Raw genomic sequence first — 21,138 nt, forward strand, 5'->3', positions numbered from 1 at the left:
TAAACATTTCGCCGAGTCTCTGGATGTATTGGACCGTAGACCGGTCGATGTTGCTGTGCCTGTTGCCAGCCCGACTGCTCGTGAACTCACCGTCCATACGTAAGAAGAACTCATGGTAGCGATCGTCAGCGGCAACAGCATTGGCCTGAATCTCTCGTCCCTCGCGACCCTCGGGCAACGCGGTGTCATCGGCAACTCCGCCTCGGGACGTAACGGCGAGCAGGTGTACGTCAACATCGCAACGGGCAACCTCATTGTCCAGGACCGCGATGACCGCCTGGTCGGCGTGGGTGGCGCTACCAGCGCGCTTCGCACGTACAACAGTCAGGGCCAGTTCACCGACGACAATGGCGACAACTGGTGGAATGGGCTGGACACTAAGCTGCAGCTCAACGGCACAGCGCTGACGGCCGGCAGCTCGGTGGTTCGTACCGATCGCGACGGCTCGACGTCGACGTATCAATATGACGCCAGCCGTGGGCTGTACATCTCGACGGACGGCGCGGGTGCATACGACACCCTGGCCTACGACTCGGGCACGGGCAAATACACCTGGAAGGACGGCGACACGCAGCGAACCGAGGTGTACGACGCCACGGGCCGCATTGCCACCAGCTCCGATCCGCAGGGCCGGACGCTGACGTACACCTGGGGCAGCCGCGGTGTCACCTCGGTCAGCAATAGCGATGGCGAGTCGATCCAGCTCGACTACGACGCGAACGGCAACGTCTCGCGCGTGCGCAGCATGGTGCTGGTCAACGGCACGCTCAAGGCGCTCAGCGCGGTCAGCTACACCTACGACGCGAGCAACCGGCTGTCCACCGTCACGGTGGATTTGACGCCGGACGATGGCTCCATCGCGGACGGGAACGTCTACACGACGACGTACACCTACGACGGCGCCAGCAACCGCATTGCCACGATTGCCCAGACGGATGGCAGCAGCTTGGCGTTCACCTATGTGAACATCGGCGGCCAGTATCGCATCGCGTCGGTGACGGATGGGTTGGGGCAGACCACGTCGTACAGCTATGACTTGGCGAGCGGTCGAACCACGGTGACCGATCCGCTCGGTATTCCTGTCTTTTACAACTATGACACCAGTGGTCAACTGGTCAGCGTCAGTGCACTGAACCCTTGGCGTGGACGGCGGGAAACGACGTTCACCTATAACGCGAACGGTGACTTAACACGCGTGCTCGATGCCGGTAATCACGCCATCGATATGGAGTACGACGCCAACGGCAATCAAACGCTGCAGCGCGATGCGGCGGGCAACACTGTCAGGCGCGTTTTCGACGCTCAGAATCGGCTGCTAAACGAGACCGCCTATCTAGCAGCGGATCCCGATGGAGCTGGTCCGGGGTTGCCAAGCCTTCCACAAACGACACGTTACGTCTACGACGCGGCCAACAAAGGTTTGCTGCGATTTGTGGTCTCGCCGGAAGGTCGGGTGACCGAGTACCGCTACGATGCCGCGGGCAATCGCGTGCGCAGCATCACATATGCGGGGGGGGCCTACAACATTGCGTCTCTGACTGAGACAGCTGTCTTGACAGAGTCTCAGCTGGTCTCCTGGAGCGGCACGCAGGATATGCGTCGCATTGCTTTGACGGAGATGGCCTATGACTTCCGTGGGCAACTGCAGGCCACGACCACCTATTCGGCTGTAGATGCTGCCGGCAACGGTGTTTCCGGCAGTGCCGCCATAACGCAGTACGTTTACGACCAGCATGGCTGGCTGCTGAAGACGATTACCGGTACCGGAGCGATCACGCAGTACAGCTATGACGGTCTGGGCCGTGTGGTGGCAACGATTGACTCAGCCAATCAACTGACCACGACGCGTTATGACGACACCGGTAACAAGACATCGGTGCTCGCTGCCAATGGTCTCGTAACAACCAGTCTTTACGACAAAGCCGGCCGATTGGTCAGCGTTTCCCAGTCCAACGCATCTGCGCAGTCGATCGGGCAAACGACCTACACCTACGACGCGGATGGTCGGCTGTTGATGACACAAGACCCAACCGGCGTTCGCCGTTGGGCACTGTATAACCCCGCCGGCTATAAAAGTGCAGACATTGATGACAAAGGCGCACTGACAGAATACGTCTATGACTGGAATGGCAAGCTGATTGACACGATTGTCTATGCGACTCCCATTTCGATCAGCTCACTCGTCGATGCGCAGGGCAGACCGACCAATCCAGTGATCGGGAGCGTGCGTCCGGCGGCATCTGCGCAGGACAGCAAGACTTGGCGTATCTACGACGATGCCGGCCGCCTAGTCAAGTCAGTCGATTCTGCTGGGGCGGTGACGGAGACCCAGTACGACGGTGCATCCCGCGTTGTCGCGATTGTGCGCTACGCAACCACGATCGACCCGGCGACCCTGAGCCTGATGCCAACTGCGGCCAGTGTGGCGCCGCCCGCATCAGCGGCAGATCGTGTGTTGCGCAACTTCTACGATGCCGACGGCCTGTTGCGCGCCACGCTCGATGGCGAGGGCTATCTGACGGAGTTGCGTTACAACGCTGCCGGTCAATTGGTGGACCGGGTCACCTACGCAACACCGACCACGGCATCGCTGCGTGCAACAGGCACGTTTGACCAGCTCCTGCCGGCAGCGAATGCGGCAGACGCACACACCTTCTATCTGTATGACGCGCGAGGGCTGCAGGTTGGTGAAGTCGATGCGGAAGGCTACCTGACCGAGAAGGTCTATGACGCAGCGGGTAACGTCCTCAAGAGCACGCGTTACACCAACAAGGCTGTCGGCACGGTTACGGCAAACTCCACGCTAGCGGCGATTCGTCCGGCAACCAAGTCGACGGACCAGATCACGGCACGCACGTATGACGGTTTCAATCGCGTCCTGACGGAAACCAACGTTGAGGGCACGGTCACGTCATACACCTATGACGTGATGGGCAACCGTACGTTGACGTCCACCGCCGTGGGCACGACGGACCTGCGCAAGTTCAATGTTCGCTACGACATCCAGGGGCGCGTCATCGCGGAGCTTTCCGCAGAAGGCGCCACGAAGCTGACGACGGGGCAGACCCAGGCGCAGATCGACGCCATCTGGACGCAGTACGCCACGACGTACACCTACGATGCAGCCGGCCGCCGGACCAGCAGCACGAACGCCAACGGTTTCCGCACCCTCTACTTCTACGACGTCGACAGCCGCTTGACGCACACCGTCAACGCGCTGGGCGAGGTCACGGAGCAGCAGTACAACGCGCAGGGGCAACTGACGGCATCGGTCCGTTATGCCACACGCATTTCCTTGACGGGCCTGACGGGGGGCAACGCCGGCGGCATCGTCAATGCTGTGCTAACCAGCGCCATCGACGCTGTCCGCAACGCGGCAAAGGACAGCAAGGTCAGCTATACCTACACGGCTGGGGGGCTCGTCTCGGGCACCGTGGACGCCAACGGCAACCAGACGACGTTCGCGTACGACGCCTTTGGCGAAGAGATTTCGCGCACCTCGACCCAGGTGGACGGCAGCACGGTGGTGCAGGAGACCAGCTATGACCATCGTGGCCAGACCACGCAGTCGGTGCTGGACCCATCCGGCCTGCGCCTGGCGACGAGCACGGTCTACGATGCATTTGGCCGGGCGATCCGCTCGGTGGATCGCAACGGCAACGTGAGCGAGGTGACCTACGATCGCCTTGGGCGCGTGGTTGCCACGAAGGACCCGCTCGGCAGCACCCGGGCGACCACCTACGACGCATTCAACCGCACACTGACCAGCACGGACGCGCTGGGCAACGTTGTCACCTATGCCTACTCCGACAAGAACCGCAGCGTCACGGTGACGTTGCCTGGGGGCATTGTCACCGTCACGGAGCGCAACCGCTACGGGCAGACGTTCCGGATCACGGACGGGCGCGGTAACCAGACGGTCTACAAGTACAACGCCAATGGCGCGCTGATCCAGACGGACAGCAACATTACGCAGACCAAGAATACGTACGATCGGGCGGGGCAACTCACCCAATTCTTGAATGCCAGCGGCAACAAGACCACCTACACGTACGATGCCGCTGGGCGCGTACTGACCCAGCGGGTAGACCCCACCGGCGACAACCTGACAACGGTCTACACCTACGATGCGCTAGGCAATCGGCTGACCGTCAAGGATGAGCACGGCACGGTTACGAGCTACCAGTACGACCAGAAGGGCCAGGTACTGACCCAGACGGTGGATAACGGGGGCCTGAACCTGCGAACCACCTACGCGTACGATGCCGCCGGCCGTGTATTGACCGCGACATCGCCCTCAGGGGTGGTGACCGCGTACACGTACGACAAGGCAGGTCGTCGTATCCGCGAGCAGACCGACCCGAACGGGTTGAACCTGACCAAGACCTACGCCTACGACAGCAACGGCAATGCGGTGACCAGCACCGATGCCAACGGTCATGTCACGCGTTTTGTCTACGACGCGAACAACCGACTGGTTCTGACGATCAACGCCAACGGCGCAGTCAGCCAGTCGGTCTACGATGCCGAAGGCCGGGTGGTCCGCGCCACGACCTATGCGACGCCGATTTCGCTGACGGGTCTCTCCAATGCGCCGACGTTGGCCGAGGTGACTGCGCGTATCACCGCAGCCCCCCTCAGCGACGTGGTGACGTCGAGCGTCTACGACGCCACCGGGCGTCTGCGCTATACCGTGGATGGCACCGGCAGCGTGACGGAGCTGCGCTACGACGCCAACGGCAACGTCATTGAACGCATCGGCTACACAAACCGGATCGCGCTTGCCAACTGGGACGGAAAAACGGCACCCGCCGTGGTTGCCGACCCGGCGCACGACATCGACGTGCGCACCGTGTACGACGACGTCAACCGACCGATCTTCACGATCGACGCCAAGGGCTTCGTCACGAAGACGGTCGTGGACGGCGTGGGCAACGTGCTCGAGAAAATCGCCTATGCGGCGGCGGTGCCGACCACCACGGCAGCCACGGCGGATGCGCTTTCGGCTGCGGTTGCCTTGGTGGCAAACGCAGCAAAGGACTCGCACCTCAGCACGCTCTATGACGCATCCAACCGCGCGGTCTGGACTGTGGATGGGGCGGGTTCGATCACGCAGTTCGTCTACGACGCGACGACCAACAACCTGGTGCGTACGATTCGCTACGCCGGGCAGGTTCCTGTCGGCCAGGACATTCAGACGGTCACGCCCAACCCTGCAGCGGATGTCGTGACGGCGTATGTGTACGACACCGCCAATCGCCAGATCTTCCAGGTGGATGCGCTGGGAGGTGTCACCGAGCGCAGCTATGACGCCAATGGAAACGTCACGGCAATCACGCGGTATGCAGGCGCGCTGACTGGGACAACGCTTGCCCTGGTGCTCGACGATCCGCATGCTGCAGATATTCGTGCGGCGTTGAAGCCGGGTGCCGATGATCGGATCGACCGTTTTGGCTATGACAGCGCCAACCGTCAGGTGGTCGCCATCAATGCGCAAGGCGTTGCGACGGAGACTGTGTATGACGGCGCGGGCAACGTGGCGTCTGTACATGTCTACGCAAAGACAGTGGATACGACGGGCTTGTCCACCACCGCCACGCTGTCCACGTTGCGCGGGCTGTTGAGTGCCGACTCCGCGCACGACCGCATCGAGCGCCGGGGCTACGACGCCGGCAACCGGCAGATCTACACGGTCGACGCGCTCGGCTATGTGAAGCAGACGCAGTACAACGGCGTCGGCCAGGTTGTCCGGACCACGCAGTACGCACTTGCCATTCCGGCGTCCGTGGCTGCCAATGCGGATGCGATCGGCGCCGCCGTGGTGGGTTCCGCCGCGCTCGATCAGTCGAATACCTATACGTACGACGCCTCCGGCAATCTGGTTTCCAGCACCGACCCGCTGGGCGGTACGGAAACGTACACCTACGACGGCCTGGGTAAGAAGCAGACCTATACCAACAAGCTGGGCGCCGTCTGGTCGTACGCCTACGATGCGGTGGGCCGGCTGATCCAGGAGACGTCGCCGCTGGTGACGTCGGTCACGGTGGCGCCGAGCGGGGCGAACGGCAGCTTGCAGGTGTCGCAGAACATCAGCGTACCGATCATCACGCGGTATCAGTACGATGGTCTCGGCAACCTGATTGCGCGCACGGAAGCAGCAGGGCGGCCGGAAGAGCGGACCACGCGCTACGAATACGATGCGCTGGGCCGCCAGATCAGGACGACGTTCCCGCCGGTGGGTGTGTACACCGAGGCGCTGGGCAACGTGGCGGCCAACGGCCAGAACGGGGGCGCTGCCCGTGGCGACACGGTCATGTCGCTCACGTCCGAGACCTACTACGACATCTTCGGCAATGCCGTGGGCGGCAAAGACGTTGCGGGCAACCGCAGCGCGAAGGTGTACGACGCCACCGGCAAGCTGCTTTACGAAGTGGATGCTGAAGGCTACGTCACCGGCTACACCCGGAACGCATTCGGCGAGGTGGCGCGCCTAGTGCGCTACGCCACGCGCACCGGTCTGACAGCCGCCGCATTCTCCAATGCTGCCGGCGCGCCCACGCGCACGGCGGTGGAGGGGGCTATCAATGCCTCCGGGGTCGACCACAGTCTTGACCGCGCGATCCTGACCACCTACGACAAGCTTGGTCGTGTGGTGCAGCTCGTGGAGCCGCAGGCGTTTGCCTACGACTCCAGTGCCGCAGCGGGGGCCCAGTATTTCTCGGCAGGCAAGACCACACGCACGGCGTACGACGCATTTGGCAATACCGTGCAGGTGAGCCAGCTGCGCAATGCAGCTACCAACAACTGGACGACCACCACCAACTACTTCGACCTGCGGGGCAACCAGATTGCCACGGTGGATGCGCTGGGCTATCTGACCACCAAGAACTTTGACGCCGCAGGCAATGTCGTAGCGCAGACTGAGTACGCCAACGCTATCGCGGCAGGCGGCTGGTCGCAGGCCGGTTATGGTGCACCTGCCGGTTCGGCAGATGACCGTACAACCACGTACTCCTTCGACCGTGCCAATCGCAAGACCAGCGAGACGCGTGTCAACGTTGAATACAGCACAGCGTCCAACGGATCGAGCACGCGCGGCAACCTGACGACCTCGTACACCTATGACGCGGTCGGCAACCAGACCAGCGTGACCGACGCAGCTGGTAGCAAGACGTACACCTACTATGATGTGCTGGGCCGCATCCGTGCGGTGGCGGCTCCCACCCGCACCAGCACTGACAATGGCGGCGCGCTCACGCCGCTGACGGAATTCTGGCGCGATGCCTATGGCAACGTCGTGCTGCAGACCGAGTACGCCACCGGGGCCACATCGGCTTCGGTGGACGGCTACGGAACGTCGAGCCAGGCCGGAAACCACTACACCTTTACGCAGTACGACCTGCACGGCAAGGCGATCCAGACGACCGATGCTGCTGGCGTCAATCACTACAACTCGTACAACGAGCGTGGCCAGCTTGCCAAGAGCTGGATGGATGTCACCGGCAACGATGGCGTTGCGCACACGCAGTTTGAGGTTTACCAGTACGACAAGCTCGGTCAGCTGACACATACGTTCGACCCGGCGTCGACGGCCGTGCTGCAGGGGGGGCTGAACGTCAGTTCCAGCGGCTCGTCACGGGTCGTGCTGGATGAATCTGGCCGTATCGGCATGCGAGGCACCAACCAGGTCAATCTGGCGTGGTCGTCGCTGATCAACGCGCAAGGTGGTCTGGTGCGCGTGGAGGTGGACTACATCACCGCCGACACCCGCTACTCGCTGGGCACGAACGAGAACGGCCAGTCGCGCGGCACAGGCGGCGTTGCGTCGCACGCAGCGAGCCGTACGGTCGATTTTGGCGCAGGGCAGGTGCCCAGCGGCGCCACCATCTCGTGGTCGGATAGCGACACGGCCGACGGTGGCCTGAGCAGCCTCACCTACATCCGCGTCTGGCAGTTGGACAACGGCCAGTGGGTCAGCAAGTGGGAGGGCAGCCCCGCCCAGGCCAACGGCTCGGGCATGGCGGTGGTCACCCAGGCACAGGCTGGTATTACCGATACCGCCATGGAGTACAACGCCTTTGGCGAAGTGGTGCGCAAGGGCGTCAACGGCGGCCGCCAGGAGTACTTCGACTACGACAACGCAGGCCACCTGTGGCGTACTAACAATGGCGACGGTGTAGATCGCATCACGCTGTTCGACGCCTATGGCAATGCCACCGCGGACATTCGCAGTGCCGGCATGGGCCGCGACGACATCAATGTCGCCGCCGTCAGCAGCCCGGATGCCGCACGTTCGTTGGGCAACGCACGCCGCACCGACACGCAATACGACGCGCTGGGCCGGCAGGTTTCCAAGACCGGCCCCGAACGCCTGCAATCGCAAGGGGGCGTATGGGCGCATCCGGTGTCGCTGTCGTCTTCGCTGCAGTCAGCCACCGCCGCCTCCAATGAGTCGGGCATCGCCACGTGGAGTGGCACCAACCAGATCAATCTGTCGTGGTCGGGCCTGCAGGGTCTGGGCAGCGGCCAGGTCCGGGTGGATGTCGACTACGTAACCGCGCCGTATCAGTACAACAAGTTGGGCGGCAAGAACGAAAGCGGCACGAACGAAAGCGGAAGCACCGTAACCGTGCCGGGTGTGGCGCGGTCGCGGTCGCAGATCGTGAGCGCAGAGCAAGGCGCTTACGGCACCACGTTTGCATGGCAGGACGGCGTCGGCACGGTTGGCGGTGTCAGCCAGATCACGCACGTTCGTGTGTACAAGCAGAACGCGCAGGGCGAGTGGGTGCAGGTCATCGACCAGAGCGGCAACGGTACAGTCGGCAACGCCATCGAGGTGCAGGCACCAGCCGACCCGATGCAGCAGGTGTATCTGCAGCTCGCACCGGCCGGTACTGCCAACTGGGGCAACTCGCTGCCGCTGGTGCGTTTTGGCGATGTGCTGCGCTATGACGCCGCCAACCTGCCACCTGGCAACTATCAATACCAAGTCATTACCGTTGGCCGCGACAACGTGACCCACATCACGGGCACCGGCAGCGTGAGCATTGCAGCACCGGCGCTCCAGACGATTGGCACGCCGCTGTCATACGGTGCAGCAGGCGCCGGTGTGCTGGCCTGGCAGAGCCCTGGCGACAACGTTGTGCAAACGCTGCGCTACCGCCCGGCAGGCAGCGGTGCCGGCTGGCAGACGCTCACGGCCACGGCCCGTGGCAATGGCCTGTATGGCGTCGATACATCGGCACTGAGTGCTGGCACGTACGAGTTCGAACTGCTGTGGACGCAGGCCAGCAATGCCGCGCCTTACGCACATGCGACCGGCCAGTTCGTGAAGGTGGCTGAGGTGCCTGGCTACTGGGTGCCGCAGGTCAACTATCCGCCGATTGCCGTGGGCCTGGCCGACGGCGTGGTCGGCACGCAGGTGATTACCGACACCTATGGCCGCCCGACCTACAAGACGGACGAGGCCGGCAACGTCATTGGCGGAACGCCTGCCAAGGTGTTGAAGTGGCCGGCGAAGACGGGCAACGTTCAGTTCCTGTATCGACCGCAGGGTGGCGGTGCGTGGGCGTCTCTGCCCGTGATGTATCACGGCGCCGACGAGTCGGGTAACCCGGCATACCAGTTCGTCAATGTGACGGGCATGGCGGCCGGTACCTACGAATACCAAGTCGTCGCGACGGACGGCAGCGGCAACCGTACTGCCCAAGGGCTGGGCACCCTGACGTTCTATCCGCAGGGCCCCGGACACTACGAAATGCGCAATGTCCAGGTGCAGGTGCCGGTAACGGTGACCCCGCCTGACCCGTCGCTGTACATCCGCGGTTATACGCAGGCCAAGTACACGTATCCGGTGGTGGTCGCCACCGACGAGTCTGGCAACCAGACGCTGGGCGCGCATTACGCATGGCAAGGCAACGTCGTCGTCGCGGTGCCGTACCAGCAGACGCAGGTTGTCGGCTGGACCACGGAGTACTACACGGTGCAGGTCCCCACGCAGGGGCCGCCCGTCATGACCACGAACGAGTCGGGCCAGCAGGTTCCGAAGCGCGACGAGTCCGGCAACATCATCTACACGACCGTTTGGGTGAACGAGCAACGCTCGCGCAGCGTGCCGGTCTACGGGCCGGTGACGATCTATCCGGCGGATCCGAACGCCTACATGACGGCTGCACCGCGGCCGCTCTATAACGCTCCGGTGGTGGTCGGTACCAACGAGTCGGGCCACCAGACGCTGGGCGCGCACTACGCCTGGAATGGCAACGTTGCCGTTGCCGTGCCGTACACCGTGTACCAATGGCAGACGCAGCAACAGCAGGTCTGGGTGGATGGCACCACGCCGCCGCCGACCAGCCAGTCCACGACACCGCCCTATACGCCGGCGTACTTCGTTAGCGCAATTCCCGCGCAGTACAGTGCCAGCGTGTCGACCACGTCCAGCACGTCGGTCAGTCTGAGCGCCAGCCAGGCAGGTGCCGTGCTTGGCCAGGTTGCCGTCACGAACGGCGACGCCTATTGGGCACGCCCGGTGGTCAACCAGAAGGTGGACCGCTGGGGCAACGTGACCGAGATCAGCGACCCGCGCTCACCGTACTGGAAGACGACGTACCGCTACAACGCCAACAACCAGGCCATCGAAGAGCGCAAGCCGGACGGCGAGGGCAACCAGAGCGGTGCAAGCCCCGTCACGCGCACGACCTATGACGCCCTGGGCCGCCAGGTGGCGGTGGTGGATGCCAACGGCAACGTCAACGGCAAGGTCTACGATGCCGGCGGCAATGTCACGGCCGAGCTGCATGCGGATGGCGGCGTGGTGAACTACCGCTACAACGCCTTCGGCAACAAGACCACCACCATCGACGCGATGGGCCTGGTGACCAAGTACAACTACGACGCGGCCAACCGACTGCTGTCTGCCACGCATTCGCAGGTGGAAGTGACTTCCATCAACGGTGCTTACCAACTGCAGAGCCAAGGCTGGCAGAACCTGTCGGAACGGTATGCCTACGACCAGGCGGGCCGTCTCCTGCGCCAGACCAACGGCGCGGGTGAAACGACGAGCTACTCCTACGACCTGCGTGGCAACGTTCTTTCGGTCACGCAGCCGATGGGCCAGACGACGCGTTCTGCATACGATGCGCTCAACCGCAAGATTGCCGAGGTGGACCCGACGGCAATGGCGGCAACCTGGACGTACAACTACTTCGGCAAGGTCACGCGCCATACCGACATCGGTGGGGCCGCTTACGACTACGTCTACGACAACGCCCGTCAACTGATCAAGCAGACCAACACGCGCGGTCAATCCCTGAACTACAGCTATGACGCTGCAGGTCAGCTGACGACCATCCAGGACAACAGCCTTAACCAGACCACTACGTATGCCTACGACCTGGCGGGCAACCACGTGCGCGAGAAAACCGTGCAGGCAGGTGTGGTCTATCAGGACAACTTCCTGAGCTACGACGCACTGAACCGCCTGCGCGACGTGGCCGATGGTCAGGTCCACATCTCGTTCCAGTACGACAACGTGGGCAACCGCACGTACATCGAGCAGCATGCGGTGGACGGCAACAATCGCTCCGATGTCGGCCGGTTCTTCAAGTACGACGCGATGAACCGCCAGATCGTGGTGGACGGTGTGGATGCCGCCGGCAACATCGGCTATCAGGGTCATGCGATCACGTATGACAAGAACGGCAACCGCCTCACGGATACGCACTGGGGCAACAAGGTCTCGACAGCCGGCGGCCAGAGCATCATCGTGGGCTATCAGGAATCGGGCGAGGCCATCTACAGCACGACGCCGACGACGTTCGTGCGCTCGAGCGGCTACACCACCGAGACGTATGCCTACGACAACCTGAACCGCCTGAACAGCGTGGTGCGCGATGGCGTGCAGATCGACCACCGCTCGTACGACGGCGCAGGCCGTGTCACGCAAACCGGCTCGGGCAACCTGCCGACGGACTACGCGGCCAAGCTCAACGAGGGCCTGCCGCAGGATCAGACGAACGGCCTGGAGATGCGCTCCAACCAGTACGACGCCAATGGCCGACTGCTGCATCAGCGCACGCTCAAGAGCGACGGCGCGCTCAAGGCGGACATCAACTACAACAGCTACGACGCGGCCGGCAATGTGCTGCAGTACTCGCTGACGGACTACGAAGGGGGCTACACCAACACCTACACGTACGGTCTGCAGCGCTTCGAGGGCTACAAGCAGAGCACGGTATCGGGCACCAGCACCAAGATGGACCCGGGCACGACCACCAGCAGCTACGACGTCAACGGCAACCTGACGGGCATTACCGATTCGACCAAGTGGCAGAACAACCGCACGTTCGTCAATGACGTATCGGGCCACGTGCTGATGGCGAACCAGGGCGGCAACGCAGTGCGCGAACTGGTCGTCAACGGCGAGGTGATCGGCCAGCACGGCGTGGGCGTCAACCCGGTGACCCCGCGCGACGGCAACGGCAACCCGAACTTCTCGTACACGGCGGACTTCGACTTTGGCTACCAGCCGATCGTGGCGAACTACCCGAACGCCGCGCCGGGCAGCTACACGGTGCAGAACGGTGACACGCTGCAGAGCATCGCGCGCAGCGCGTATGGCGACTCGGCACTGTGGTTCCGCATTGCAGAAGCGAACGGCCTGAGCTCGGACCGTGACCTGCGTGTCGGCCAGACGCTGAACATCCCGAACAAGGCCACCGGCGTCCACAACGACGGCAGCGTGTTCAAGCCGTATGACCCGAGCAAGGTGGTTGGGGATACGACGCCGAATCTGCCGATGCCGAGTGACGGTGGGGGCGGTTGCGGTGCGGTTGGCATGATCATCACGGCGATTGTCGTGGTGGTGGCTACCGTGTTCACGGCGGGTGCGGCGGCTGTGGCTGCCGCCGGTGTTGCGCAGGGCATTGGTGCGGCTGCGGCACTGGCGAATGCGGGTCTGGCTGGCGTCATGACCGCCGGTGGTGCTGCACTCACTGGTGGGGCGCTTGTTGGTACTGCTGGTATGGGAGCGGCGGTTGCCCTCGGTGGCATCAGCACGGCTACGGCCGTGGGCGCCTCCATTGTGGGTGCCGCGGTTGGCAGCATCGTGGGGCAGGGCGTTGGCATTGCCACCGGCATTCAGGACAAGTTCAGCTGGAGCCAGGTTGGCCTGACAGCGTTGAGTGCTGGTGTGACTGCTGGCATTGGTGGCGGGCTCGCGGACTTGGCGAAGACCAGTACCGGTTGGACCCAAACACTGCTCTCAAGCGCAGCGGCACGCGTGGGCGTTGCCAGTGCGATGACACAAGGCATTGGCTTGGCAACCGGACTGCAGTCGAGCTTCAACTGGAAGGGCGTAGCGGCGGCTGCCGCCGGTGCGCAGGTTGGCGCTGAAGTGGGTGGTGCGCTCAACGGCAAGTTGGGTAGTGGGTTTGCTAGTAGCGTTGCGCAAGGGGCGATTTCTAGCTTCACCGGCGGTATGACTACGGCAGCGCTGCAAGGTGGCCGTATTGCTGCTGTGCAAGTGGCAACCGATGCGTTTGGCAATGCGCTGGGCGGTAGTTTGGCCGGCCAAATGAGCAACGCCAGCAGCTCGCAGGAAGATGCGTTGCAAACCGCGTGGAACGGCACGTTGTATGGCTCTGCGTCGAGTTATAGCTATCTGGACAAAACGCCAGTGAGTGGGGTGTTCGTTGGGACGAGCGACACTGACAACACGGTGATGGATCGTACTGTAGCGAAGCCGCAGAGCGTTGAAGATCAATTCTATGCAGCAGCTGTAGATGCGTTCACGCAGGCATCAGCATCTCCAAATGTGAGCGGATCAAACTTTCTGGTGGCGGGACCGGGTGCGCCAGCAACCAGCCCGATATTTGCGGGTACGTTGCCTACGACGGTCGTGACACCAACCGGCTCGTATCAAATCCCTCCGGAAGTGGCTGGCTACGGCACCTTGTATGGCGGAGGAGTTGAGCAGCACTACGCTTCTGCGGGCTCGCTGGGCGGCGAGTCGTGGTTCTCGGCGCCGCTGGAAGGAAACTATGCTCAGTCCTCTGGACGGATGTTCGCGGATGTAGGTGGCAATGGTAATTCGCTTGGCCTTAGCCGCAGCGACATTGAAAATCAGATTCGGTGGGAACTGGCTGCCCAGGATGAGCGTGACGCATCATTGCAGGGTGGTGCTTTACTCAGGACTGCCGGCCCCACCTCAGGTCTGCGCGGTATCCGTCCGCCTATTGAAATGGTTCGCAATGGCAACTGGGATGCAGCGCTGAACCTCATCGCTGACCCGTTTGGCCTATTAGGTGAGGTTACGGGCCTGCAAGGTGATCTGCAAAAGCTTAGCGACATCAACGCCGAGAAACGCATCAATGCTATGCGCGATGGCATGAAAGCTGCGGGCATGAAAAACGTACCCGGCTATGCGGAAGCCTGGGACGCCAACGGCAATATCGTGCGCGACTACAACGGCACGCTCAAGAACCTGCAAAGCGGCTACGAAGACTTTGTCCGAGATCAACGCTTGCGCAGCACGTGGGGCGAGGACTACCGTTCGGTGCGCTTGGGCAAGTCGCAGATGACGGTGACGGAGTTTGAGAAGCGCACGCTGGATTTGCAGCAGAATGCGGCTAACCGGGCCTACGAACGCGGGGTGCAACTTATCGAGAGTGGTGATTTGAAAGTTTCTCAGGCGGGCTACGCTGCTACGTTAGGGAGCTTTGTGGATAAGGTGGTGCGTGATGACTTGAGAAGCTTCGCTAGATCGGAGGGTATCTCGGAAGGCCGTATGTCTGGTATCTGGGGCGTGAACCGCAGCATTAGCGATGGTACGCTTCGCGGTATTCCGGACAACCGCTTGGGGTCGAATCTGTTCGTGGACACGACGCTGGCCAACAAGTCGGGTAGTACACTGCAGATCATGAAGTGGAACGAAATCAGGCCTGACGCCAATTATGTGATTATTCGGCCAACTAACATGCCGGGAGTGCAGGGGTCGTATGTGATCCGACCGCAATCGATTCTTCCGTATGGCAATCCGAATCGTAGAGGAATGTGATGTCGTTAAAGGAACGGCTGAGAGATCTGTCGGGTTCATTTGCAAGCGCGATGGTGTACGCGCATGACGAGTATCCAGAATGGAGATCCTATGAGGACCACCGAGATGATCTTAATGATCTATGGTCCGAAATTCGGCCCAAGCTCAAGCGAGACCTGGAGGGGGCGGAATATGTTGACCGCACGTTGCACGAGATGATCGCGGCGTTCGACGCAGGCGAAAAGGAGCGAGGCCGCAAGCTGGCTTGCGATCTCTACAACTTTGATGTTGAAAAGCTGAGGTAGGTTGTTGGCCGATTAGTTTTGTTGATGTTGTTGCTCGAACGCCCACCGCCTGGTGGGCGTTGTCCATTACCTACGACAAGAACGGCAACCGCCTCACCGACACGCACTGGGGCAACAAGGTTTCGACCGCCGGCGGCCAGAGCATCATCGTGGGCTATCAGGAATCGGGCGAGGCCATCTACAGCACGACGCCGACGACGTTCGTGCGCTCGAGCGGCTACACCACCGAGACGTATGCCTGCGACAACCTGAACCGCCTGAACAGCGTGGTGCGCGATGGCGTGCAGATCGACCACCGCTCGTACGACGGCGCAGGCCGTGTCACGCAAACCGGCTCGGGCAACCTGCCGACTGACTACGCGGCCAAGCTCAACGAAGGCCTGCCGCAGGATCAGACGAACGGCCTGGAAATGCGCTCCAACCAGTACGACGCCAACGGCCGACTGCTGCATCGGCGCACGCTCAAGAGCGACGGCGCGCTCAAGGCGGACATCAACTACAACAGCTACGACGCGGCCGGCAACGTGCTGCAGTACTCGCTGACGGACTACGAAGGGGGCTACACCAACACCTACACGTACGGTCTGCAGCGCTTCGAGGGCTGGGGAGTTTGGATTCACAAAAATCCAAAAGATTGAAGATATGGGGCAAGCAGTGAAGGTTTGGTTTGGTCGGTAATAGGGTGAAATATGTCAGATATCGATCTGTCTCGAGATGAAATTGAGAGGTGGAGGAGGGAGGCAACTGCCGCTGACTCGATTTCTCGTGTGCTGCGCAGAATCTCCGCGTTTTACAGAATAAATAAATTTGAAGTAGCCTCCCTGGTCGCAGATATATTTGAGGACGAAATTGCTGGGGAGGATATGCAGGTTATTTGGAAATGGGATATCGCCAATGCTGGCGGTGGATTTAAGGATCATGAAGTAGATGCCTTGTTGGGGCACCTGCTGCGGTAACCGTACACAGTCTCATTGGGGCGGGCAGCACCTGCGTTAGAATCCCATTTTCCCGGCAAATGCCGTGGCGGATCATGCCGCAGCAAAGTCGGGAGGATTGAGGGGCAGTTTTATACGGTAGCTGCGTTCAGCCCCGCCCGCTTGAGTGCACTCAGTTCCCGATCCCGCCTAGCGAGCACACGGTCTCTGTGAAGTGCTTTGGCGGCTGGTCAGCTTCGAGTCGTTTATTTATGATCTTGATTTCGACCTGGACATAATTTGATGCACAACTCTCGCTACCAAGGGAAGCCGTTACTTCGCCTGCTCGAATGCTATGTACTTAAAGCAGTGGGGAGGCTGTCGATGAGTGATTCGGAGAATCTGACGGCTATGGAGCCTAAGCTTGTTCAGCTCTATGGCGTTGATGGTACTTGGGATCAAATTGTTGAATCAGTTATGAAGTTTCCCGATACGATGCCGATGCTTATCCGTGATGTCTGGAAAAAGAACATGGAAATTGCCACAGCAAATAACGCAGCGCTTGACGCTCAACAGTTTGCTGAGATGTTCGTGGATAAGAATTTTGTTTCATAAGCATCGGTGATTGCGCTTTGCGTTTGCCTTCAGCATCCACTCGTTTGAGTGCACTCAGTTCCCGATCCCGCTTAGAGAACACACGGTTTCCGTGACGTGCTTTGGCTGCTGGTCCCCCACGTGGAAGGAAGGCGGTGAGCAGTTTGTCGACGTAGACAGGCAGCAGAACTACTTCGACTCCGCTCCAACCTGAGCCACGCGAAGATCGCATCAATGCCGGTGGCGGCTGCGAAGATGCAATTGGCAGCAACGAAGTTTGTTAGTCCAGGCAGTGTGTCGAACAAGTCGCGGATCAACGGCGACTTTGCTGGCAGTTGGCTCTGAGTTGGGTCAGATCAAACGATGGTGAATGACATTCTGGGTGTTCTTGGCAGAGAGCAGAGTGATCCCGAGGTGGTTCGACTGATTCGCGGGCTTGAGCTTGATGAGATCGGTGATGCTCCTCCGGATCGTCGATACATTGGTTCGAGGTCACGAGGCATCGACTTGATGATTGTGCGCGACCACGTAGCTACGGTACAGATCTACATGAAGGCAATGCAGGGATTTTCCGCATACTCGGGTCCGTTGCTATTCGGTATTGCGGCAGATATGAATCAGGATGAGATACATGGGTTACTTGGTGTGCCTGTTAGATACGACAAGTCCCATAGCAGTTACGCGATGGTTGAAAGCGGTGTAAAGCTAGTTCTTGAATTTGATGCGGTATCCAAGATCAAGCTCTTGAGTGCCTCTATTCTTCAAGGCGTCTGAATATCGATGTGTGTCTGGACGGTCTGCAGGATTTGTCCAGCGAATTTCTGCCCGAACTGTAAGGAACCAGCAGTACTACCACCGATGCAACACAGACTTTGTTTTGCGTTGCATCGGTGCACGCATTCGCGGAAAATTCACACCTGTCCCGAAACGTCGCTCCAACGCTTGGCGACACATCACGCGAGCTGCATCCGCGATCTAATTGACGGCGTGCCGGGGCGATTAATTTGAAGCCTCACCCGCTGATCTGACTGCCACCTTGGCGTGTCTGCTCAAGGTTCGGCACAAGCAACGCTTCCACCCCGATCGCCCGATATGCTCCAGCGCCACAAGCGCGGGCGGCAGTCGAGCATTGACCTGTACAAGAACCCGAAACATGGAACGATTCTGGCGATTTGAAACGTCCGCCGTGCATGCCGGCTACGATCCTGACCCGCACGTGCGGTCGGTGGCCATGCCGATTTACCAGACAGCAGCCTTCGCGTTTGATGATGCGCAGCACTCTGCCGACCTGTTTGACGGCAAGGTCGATGGCTTTATCTACAGCCGCCTGGGTAACCCGACTGTCCGCTCGCTTGAGCAGCGTGTGGCTACGCTGGAGCAGGGCGTGGGCGCGCTTGCACTGGCTTCCGGCCAGGCAGCGGTTGCCGCGACGTTCATGACCATTGCCGGCGTTGGCGACAACATCGTGGCAGCCAGTTCGCTGTATGGCACGACGTACGGGCTGCTGGCCTATACGCTGCCGCAATATGGGATCGAGGCGAAGTTCTTTGATTACCGCGATCACGACCGCTGCGAGCAGTTGATCGACGGCAACACCAAGGCCATCTTCTGCGAGTCAATCGCCAATCCGTCGGGGCATGTGGCCGACATTGCCGGCCTGGCCGAGATTGCGCATCGGCACGGATTGCCATTGATCGTCGACAACACGATCGCCACGCCGTATCTGTGTCGCCCCTTCGAGCACGGTGCGGACATTTCGGTGCACTCCATGACGAAGTACATGGGTGGCCATGGCGCCACGCTCGGCGGTGTGGTGGTGGACTCGGGGCAGTTTCCGTGGGCGAAGTCTGCTGACAAGTTCCCGAAGCTGACGCAGGCAGACGTGAGCGCCCATGGCAAGGTCTTTACTGAGGTCTATGGCGAGGCCGCCTTCATCGGCCGTTGCAGCGAAGTGCAGTTGCGCACGTTGGGCGCGATCCTGCCGCCCATGTCGGCCAACATGATCGCCCTGGGCATCGAGACTCTGGCCGTACGCATGGACCGCATCTGCTTCAACGCCGAGATCATCGGCCGCTTCCTGCTGGAGCATCCAGCCGTGCAGTGGGTTAGCTACCCGGCGCTGGAAAACCATCCCGATCACGAACGGGCACAGCGCTACATGGGCGGGCGGACGTCCGGCGTGTTGAGCTTTGGCGTGAAGGGCGGACGCGAGGCGGGAGCAAAGCTGCAGGACGCACTCACGCTCATCCGACGCTCGACCAACATTGGCGACTGCAAGACGCTGGTCTGCCATCCGGCATCGACCACGCATCGCAAGCTTTCGGCCGAAGACCTGAAGAAGAGCGGTGTGAGTGAAGAGCTGGTGCGCCTGTCCGTGGGGATCGAGCATATCGAGGATCTGCTCACCGATCTTGATCAGGCACTCCACCAATGTGCGGCCTGAAGGAGTGCTGACGTGACACTCAAGCCAGAGACCGCGCTGCTGCATACCGCGCACGGCGACGCGCAGCACTTCGAGGCTGTGCAACCGGGTACGTTCCGGGCGTCCAGCGTGTTCTTCCCGAGCATGCAGGCGTGGCGCGAGCGTGACTGGACCGCCAAGTCCGGCTACATCTACGGGCCCCATGGCACGCCCACCACCTTTGCCCTGGAAGCCAAGGTGGCGCAGCTGGAAGGCGCAGATCACTGCCTCGTGTGTCCGAGCGGGCTCAACGCGATCGCGCTGGTCTACATCACGCTGCTCAGGCCGGGCGATGAGTTGTTGGTGCCGATCAATGTCTACACTGCCAATCGCACCTTCGTTACGCAGGAGCTGATGGGGTGGGGCATCAATGTCTCGATCTACGATCCGACCGATCTCGATTCACTCACGTTTACGGATCGGACCCGGCTGGTCTGGGTCGAGGCGCCGTGCTCGATGACGTTCGAGTATCCGGACCTGCCCGCGCTGGTGGAACTGGCACATCGCCACGGCGCGTTCGTGGCGCTGGACAATGCATGGGGAGCGGGCATTGCGTTCTCGCCGTTCGATTTCGATGTCGACATCTCGGTGCATGCGCTCACCAAGTACGCGAGCGGCAGTGCCGACGTTGTCATGGGGGCGATCACCACGAAGGACAAGTCGCTCTACGATGCGCTGAAGCTTTGCTATATGCGGCTCGGTCTCAATGTGTCGGGGCCCGATGCCGAGTCGGTGCTCAAGGGGCTGTCAACGTTGACGCTGCGCTATCACGCGCATGACCAGAGCGCGCGCACCTTGGCCGCGCATCTGCGCAACAGCGCGAAGGTGGCGCGCGTCATGCATCCGGCGTTGGAGGATTCCGTCGGGCACCAGTTCTGGTCGCGCGATTGCCGAGCGGCGGCAGGTATCTTCAGCGTGGTGTTCGACGGACGCTTCAGCGAGGCGGATATCGACCGCTTTGTCGATAGCCTGCGCCTGTTCCGGATTGGATTCAGCTGGGGCGGGCCTGTCAGCCTGGCGGTTTCTTATGGCAAGAGCGTCGCCACGCTGCAGGAGCTGGAGGGGGAGTTGGTCAGGTTCAGTGTTGGCCTGGAGGCAACCTCAGACCTGATTGCCGACATCGATCAGGCCTTGGCGCGGTTGTAGGCCGGCTCAAACCTGATAGCGCGGCCCTGATGCTGCGGTGGGCAACTTGGCGTGCGGGTCCGCATGCCCTTGCCGTGTGATTCCGTTCGACTTCATCCACGCGGCCAGCGGTACGTCCGCCGGCTGAGGGCCGAAGGTGTTCCAGAACCCATGGTTCGAGAACAGTTGCCGCTCAGCGTCGGTGGATGCCTCATTGAGGGGCATTGGTGCTTGCTCAGGACACGGCGCCAGCCAGCGAAGCGCGTATTCCAGGTACATGCCACGGCGGAGTTGCACGGACTGCGCGAGCGCCACGGCGCGCGGCGATCTCCGGTCGATGAGTACGACGTCACCCGCTTCAAGGGTGATGTGCTCGCTTGTGTTGCTGCTGCGCGTGGCTTCCATGCAGAGGATCGCGCCAATGGAATACATCGGCCCCCCAGCATGCGGGACATACGGATCCGACGGCGTAGTACCGATGGCTTGCGACAGTGCGCTGTCGGGAAGCGCCAAGACACGTCGTACCGAGATGTTCGGCCCGAGCAACTGACACACGATGCCTAGCATTTCCGGATGGCTGGCCACCGTTTGCGGGCTGGCCGGCGTGGGGACGTCGATCAGCCAATCAGTCCGTCGCGAAATGGTGATGAGGCCGTCGGTTTCGAGTTGTTGGAGTGAGGCTTTCATGGCGTGTGATGGGCCGGC

Annotated in this window: 9 protein-coding genes; 8 read left to right on the plus strand and 1 reads right to left on the minus strand. The window is 61.3% G+C overall.

Annotated features, from left to right (window positions below):
- Window positions 1-112: 112 nt before the first annotated feature.
- From ACS13N_RS24365 to ACS13N_RS24400, 8 genes are all read left to right on the plus strand, one after another.
- Entirely contained in the window at window positions 113-15,055 is a 14,943-nt protein-coding gene (locus ACS13N_RS24365) for a LysM peptidoglycan-binding domain-containing protein (protein WP_438934161.1), read from the plus strand.
- The gene (locus ACS13N_RS24370) at window positions 15,055-15,339 is read left to right on the plus strand and encodes a hypothetical protein (RefSeq protein ID WP_438934162.1); all 285 of its coding nucleotides are present in this window, start codon (window positions 15,055-15,057) and stop codon (window positions 15,337-15,339) included. The genes ACS13N_RS24365 and ACS13N_RS24370 overlap by 1 nt, the downstream gene beginning before the upstream one ends.
- 59 nt (window positions 15,340-15,398) lie before the next feature.
- Complete coding sequence (locus ACS13N_RS24375) at window positions 15,399-15,977, plus strand: hypothetical protein (RefSeq protein WP_438934163.1); 579 nt, start codon at window positions 15,399-15,401, stop codon at window positions 15,975-15,977.
- A gap of 51 nt (window positions 15,978-16,028) precedes the next feature.
- A complete protein-coding gene (locus tag ACS13N_RS24380) occupies window positions 16,029-16,295 on the plus strand; it encodes a hypothetical protein (protein ID WP_438934164.1) in 267 nt (88 codons plus the stop codon).
- Between the two features lie 261 nt (window positions 16,296-16,556).
- On the plus strand, window positions 16,557-16,868 hold the full coding sequence (locus ACS13N_RS24385) for a hypothetical protein (RefSeq protein ID WP_438934165.1): 312 nt from the start codon (window positions 16,557-16,559) through the stop codon (window positions 16,866-16,868).
- A gap of 342 nt (window positions 16,869-17,210) precedes the next feature.
- Window positions 17,211-17,621, plus strand: coding sequence for a hypothetical protein (locus ACS13N_RS24390; protein ID WP_438934166.1), 411 nt, complete (start codon window positions 17,211-17,213; stop codon window positions 17,619-17,621).
- A 379-nt stretch (window positions 17,622-18,000) separates the two neighbouring features.
- Complete coding sequence (locus ACS13N_RS24395; RefSeq protein WP_438934167.1) at window positions 18,001-19,290, plus strand: O-acetylhomoserine aminocarboxypropyltransferase/cysteine synthase family protein; 1,290 nt, start codon at window positions 18,001-18,003, stop codon at window positions 19,288-19,290.
- A gap of 12 nt (window positions 19,291-19,302) precedes the next feature.
- Window positions 19,303-20,454 carry a trans-sulfuration enzyme family protein gene (locus ACS13N_RS24400; protein ID WP_438934168.1) on the plus strand — a complete coding sequence of 384 codons (1,152 nt, stop codon included), beginning with the start codon at window positions 19,303-19,305 and terminating at the stop codon, window positions 20,452-20,454.
- Between the two features lie 6 nt (window positions 20,455-20,460).
- Here the strand turns inward: ACS13N_RS24400 and ACS13N_RS24405 are convergent, their stop codons facing one another.
- The gene (locus tag ACS13N_RS24405; protein ID WP_438934169.1) at window positions 20,461-21,120 is read right to left on the minus strand and encodes a hypothetical protein; all 660 of its coding nucleotides are present in this window, start codon (window positions 21,118-21,120) and stop codon (window positions 20,461-20,463) included.
- Window positions 21,121-21,138 lie beyond the last annotated feature (18 nt).

It is taken from the genome of Ralstonia sp. 24A2 (assembly GCF_051783885.1).
GTDB lineage: Bacteria > Pseudomonadota > Gammaproteobacteria > Burkholderiales > Burkholderiaceae > Ralstonia.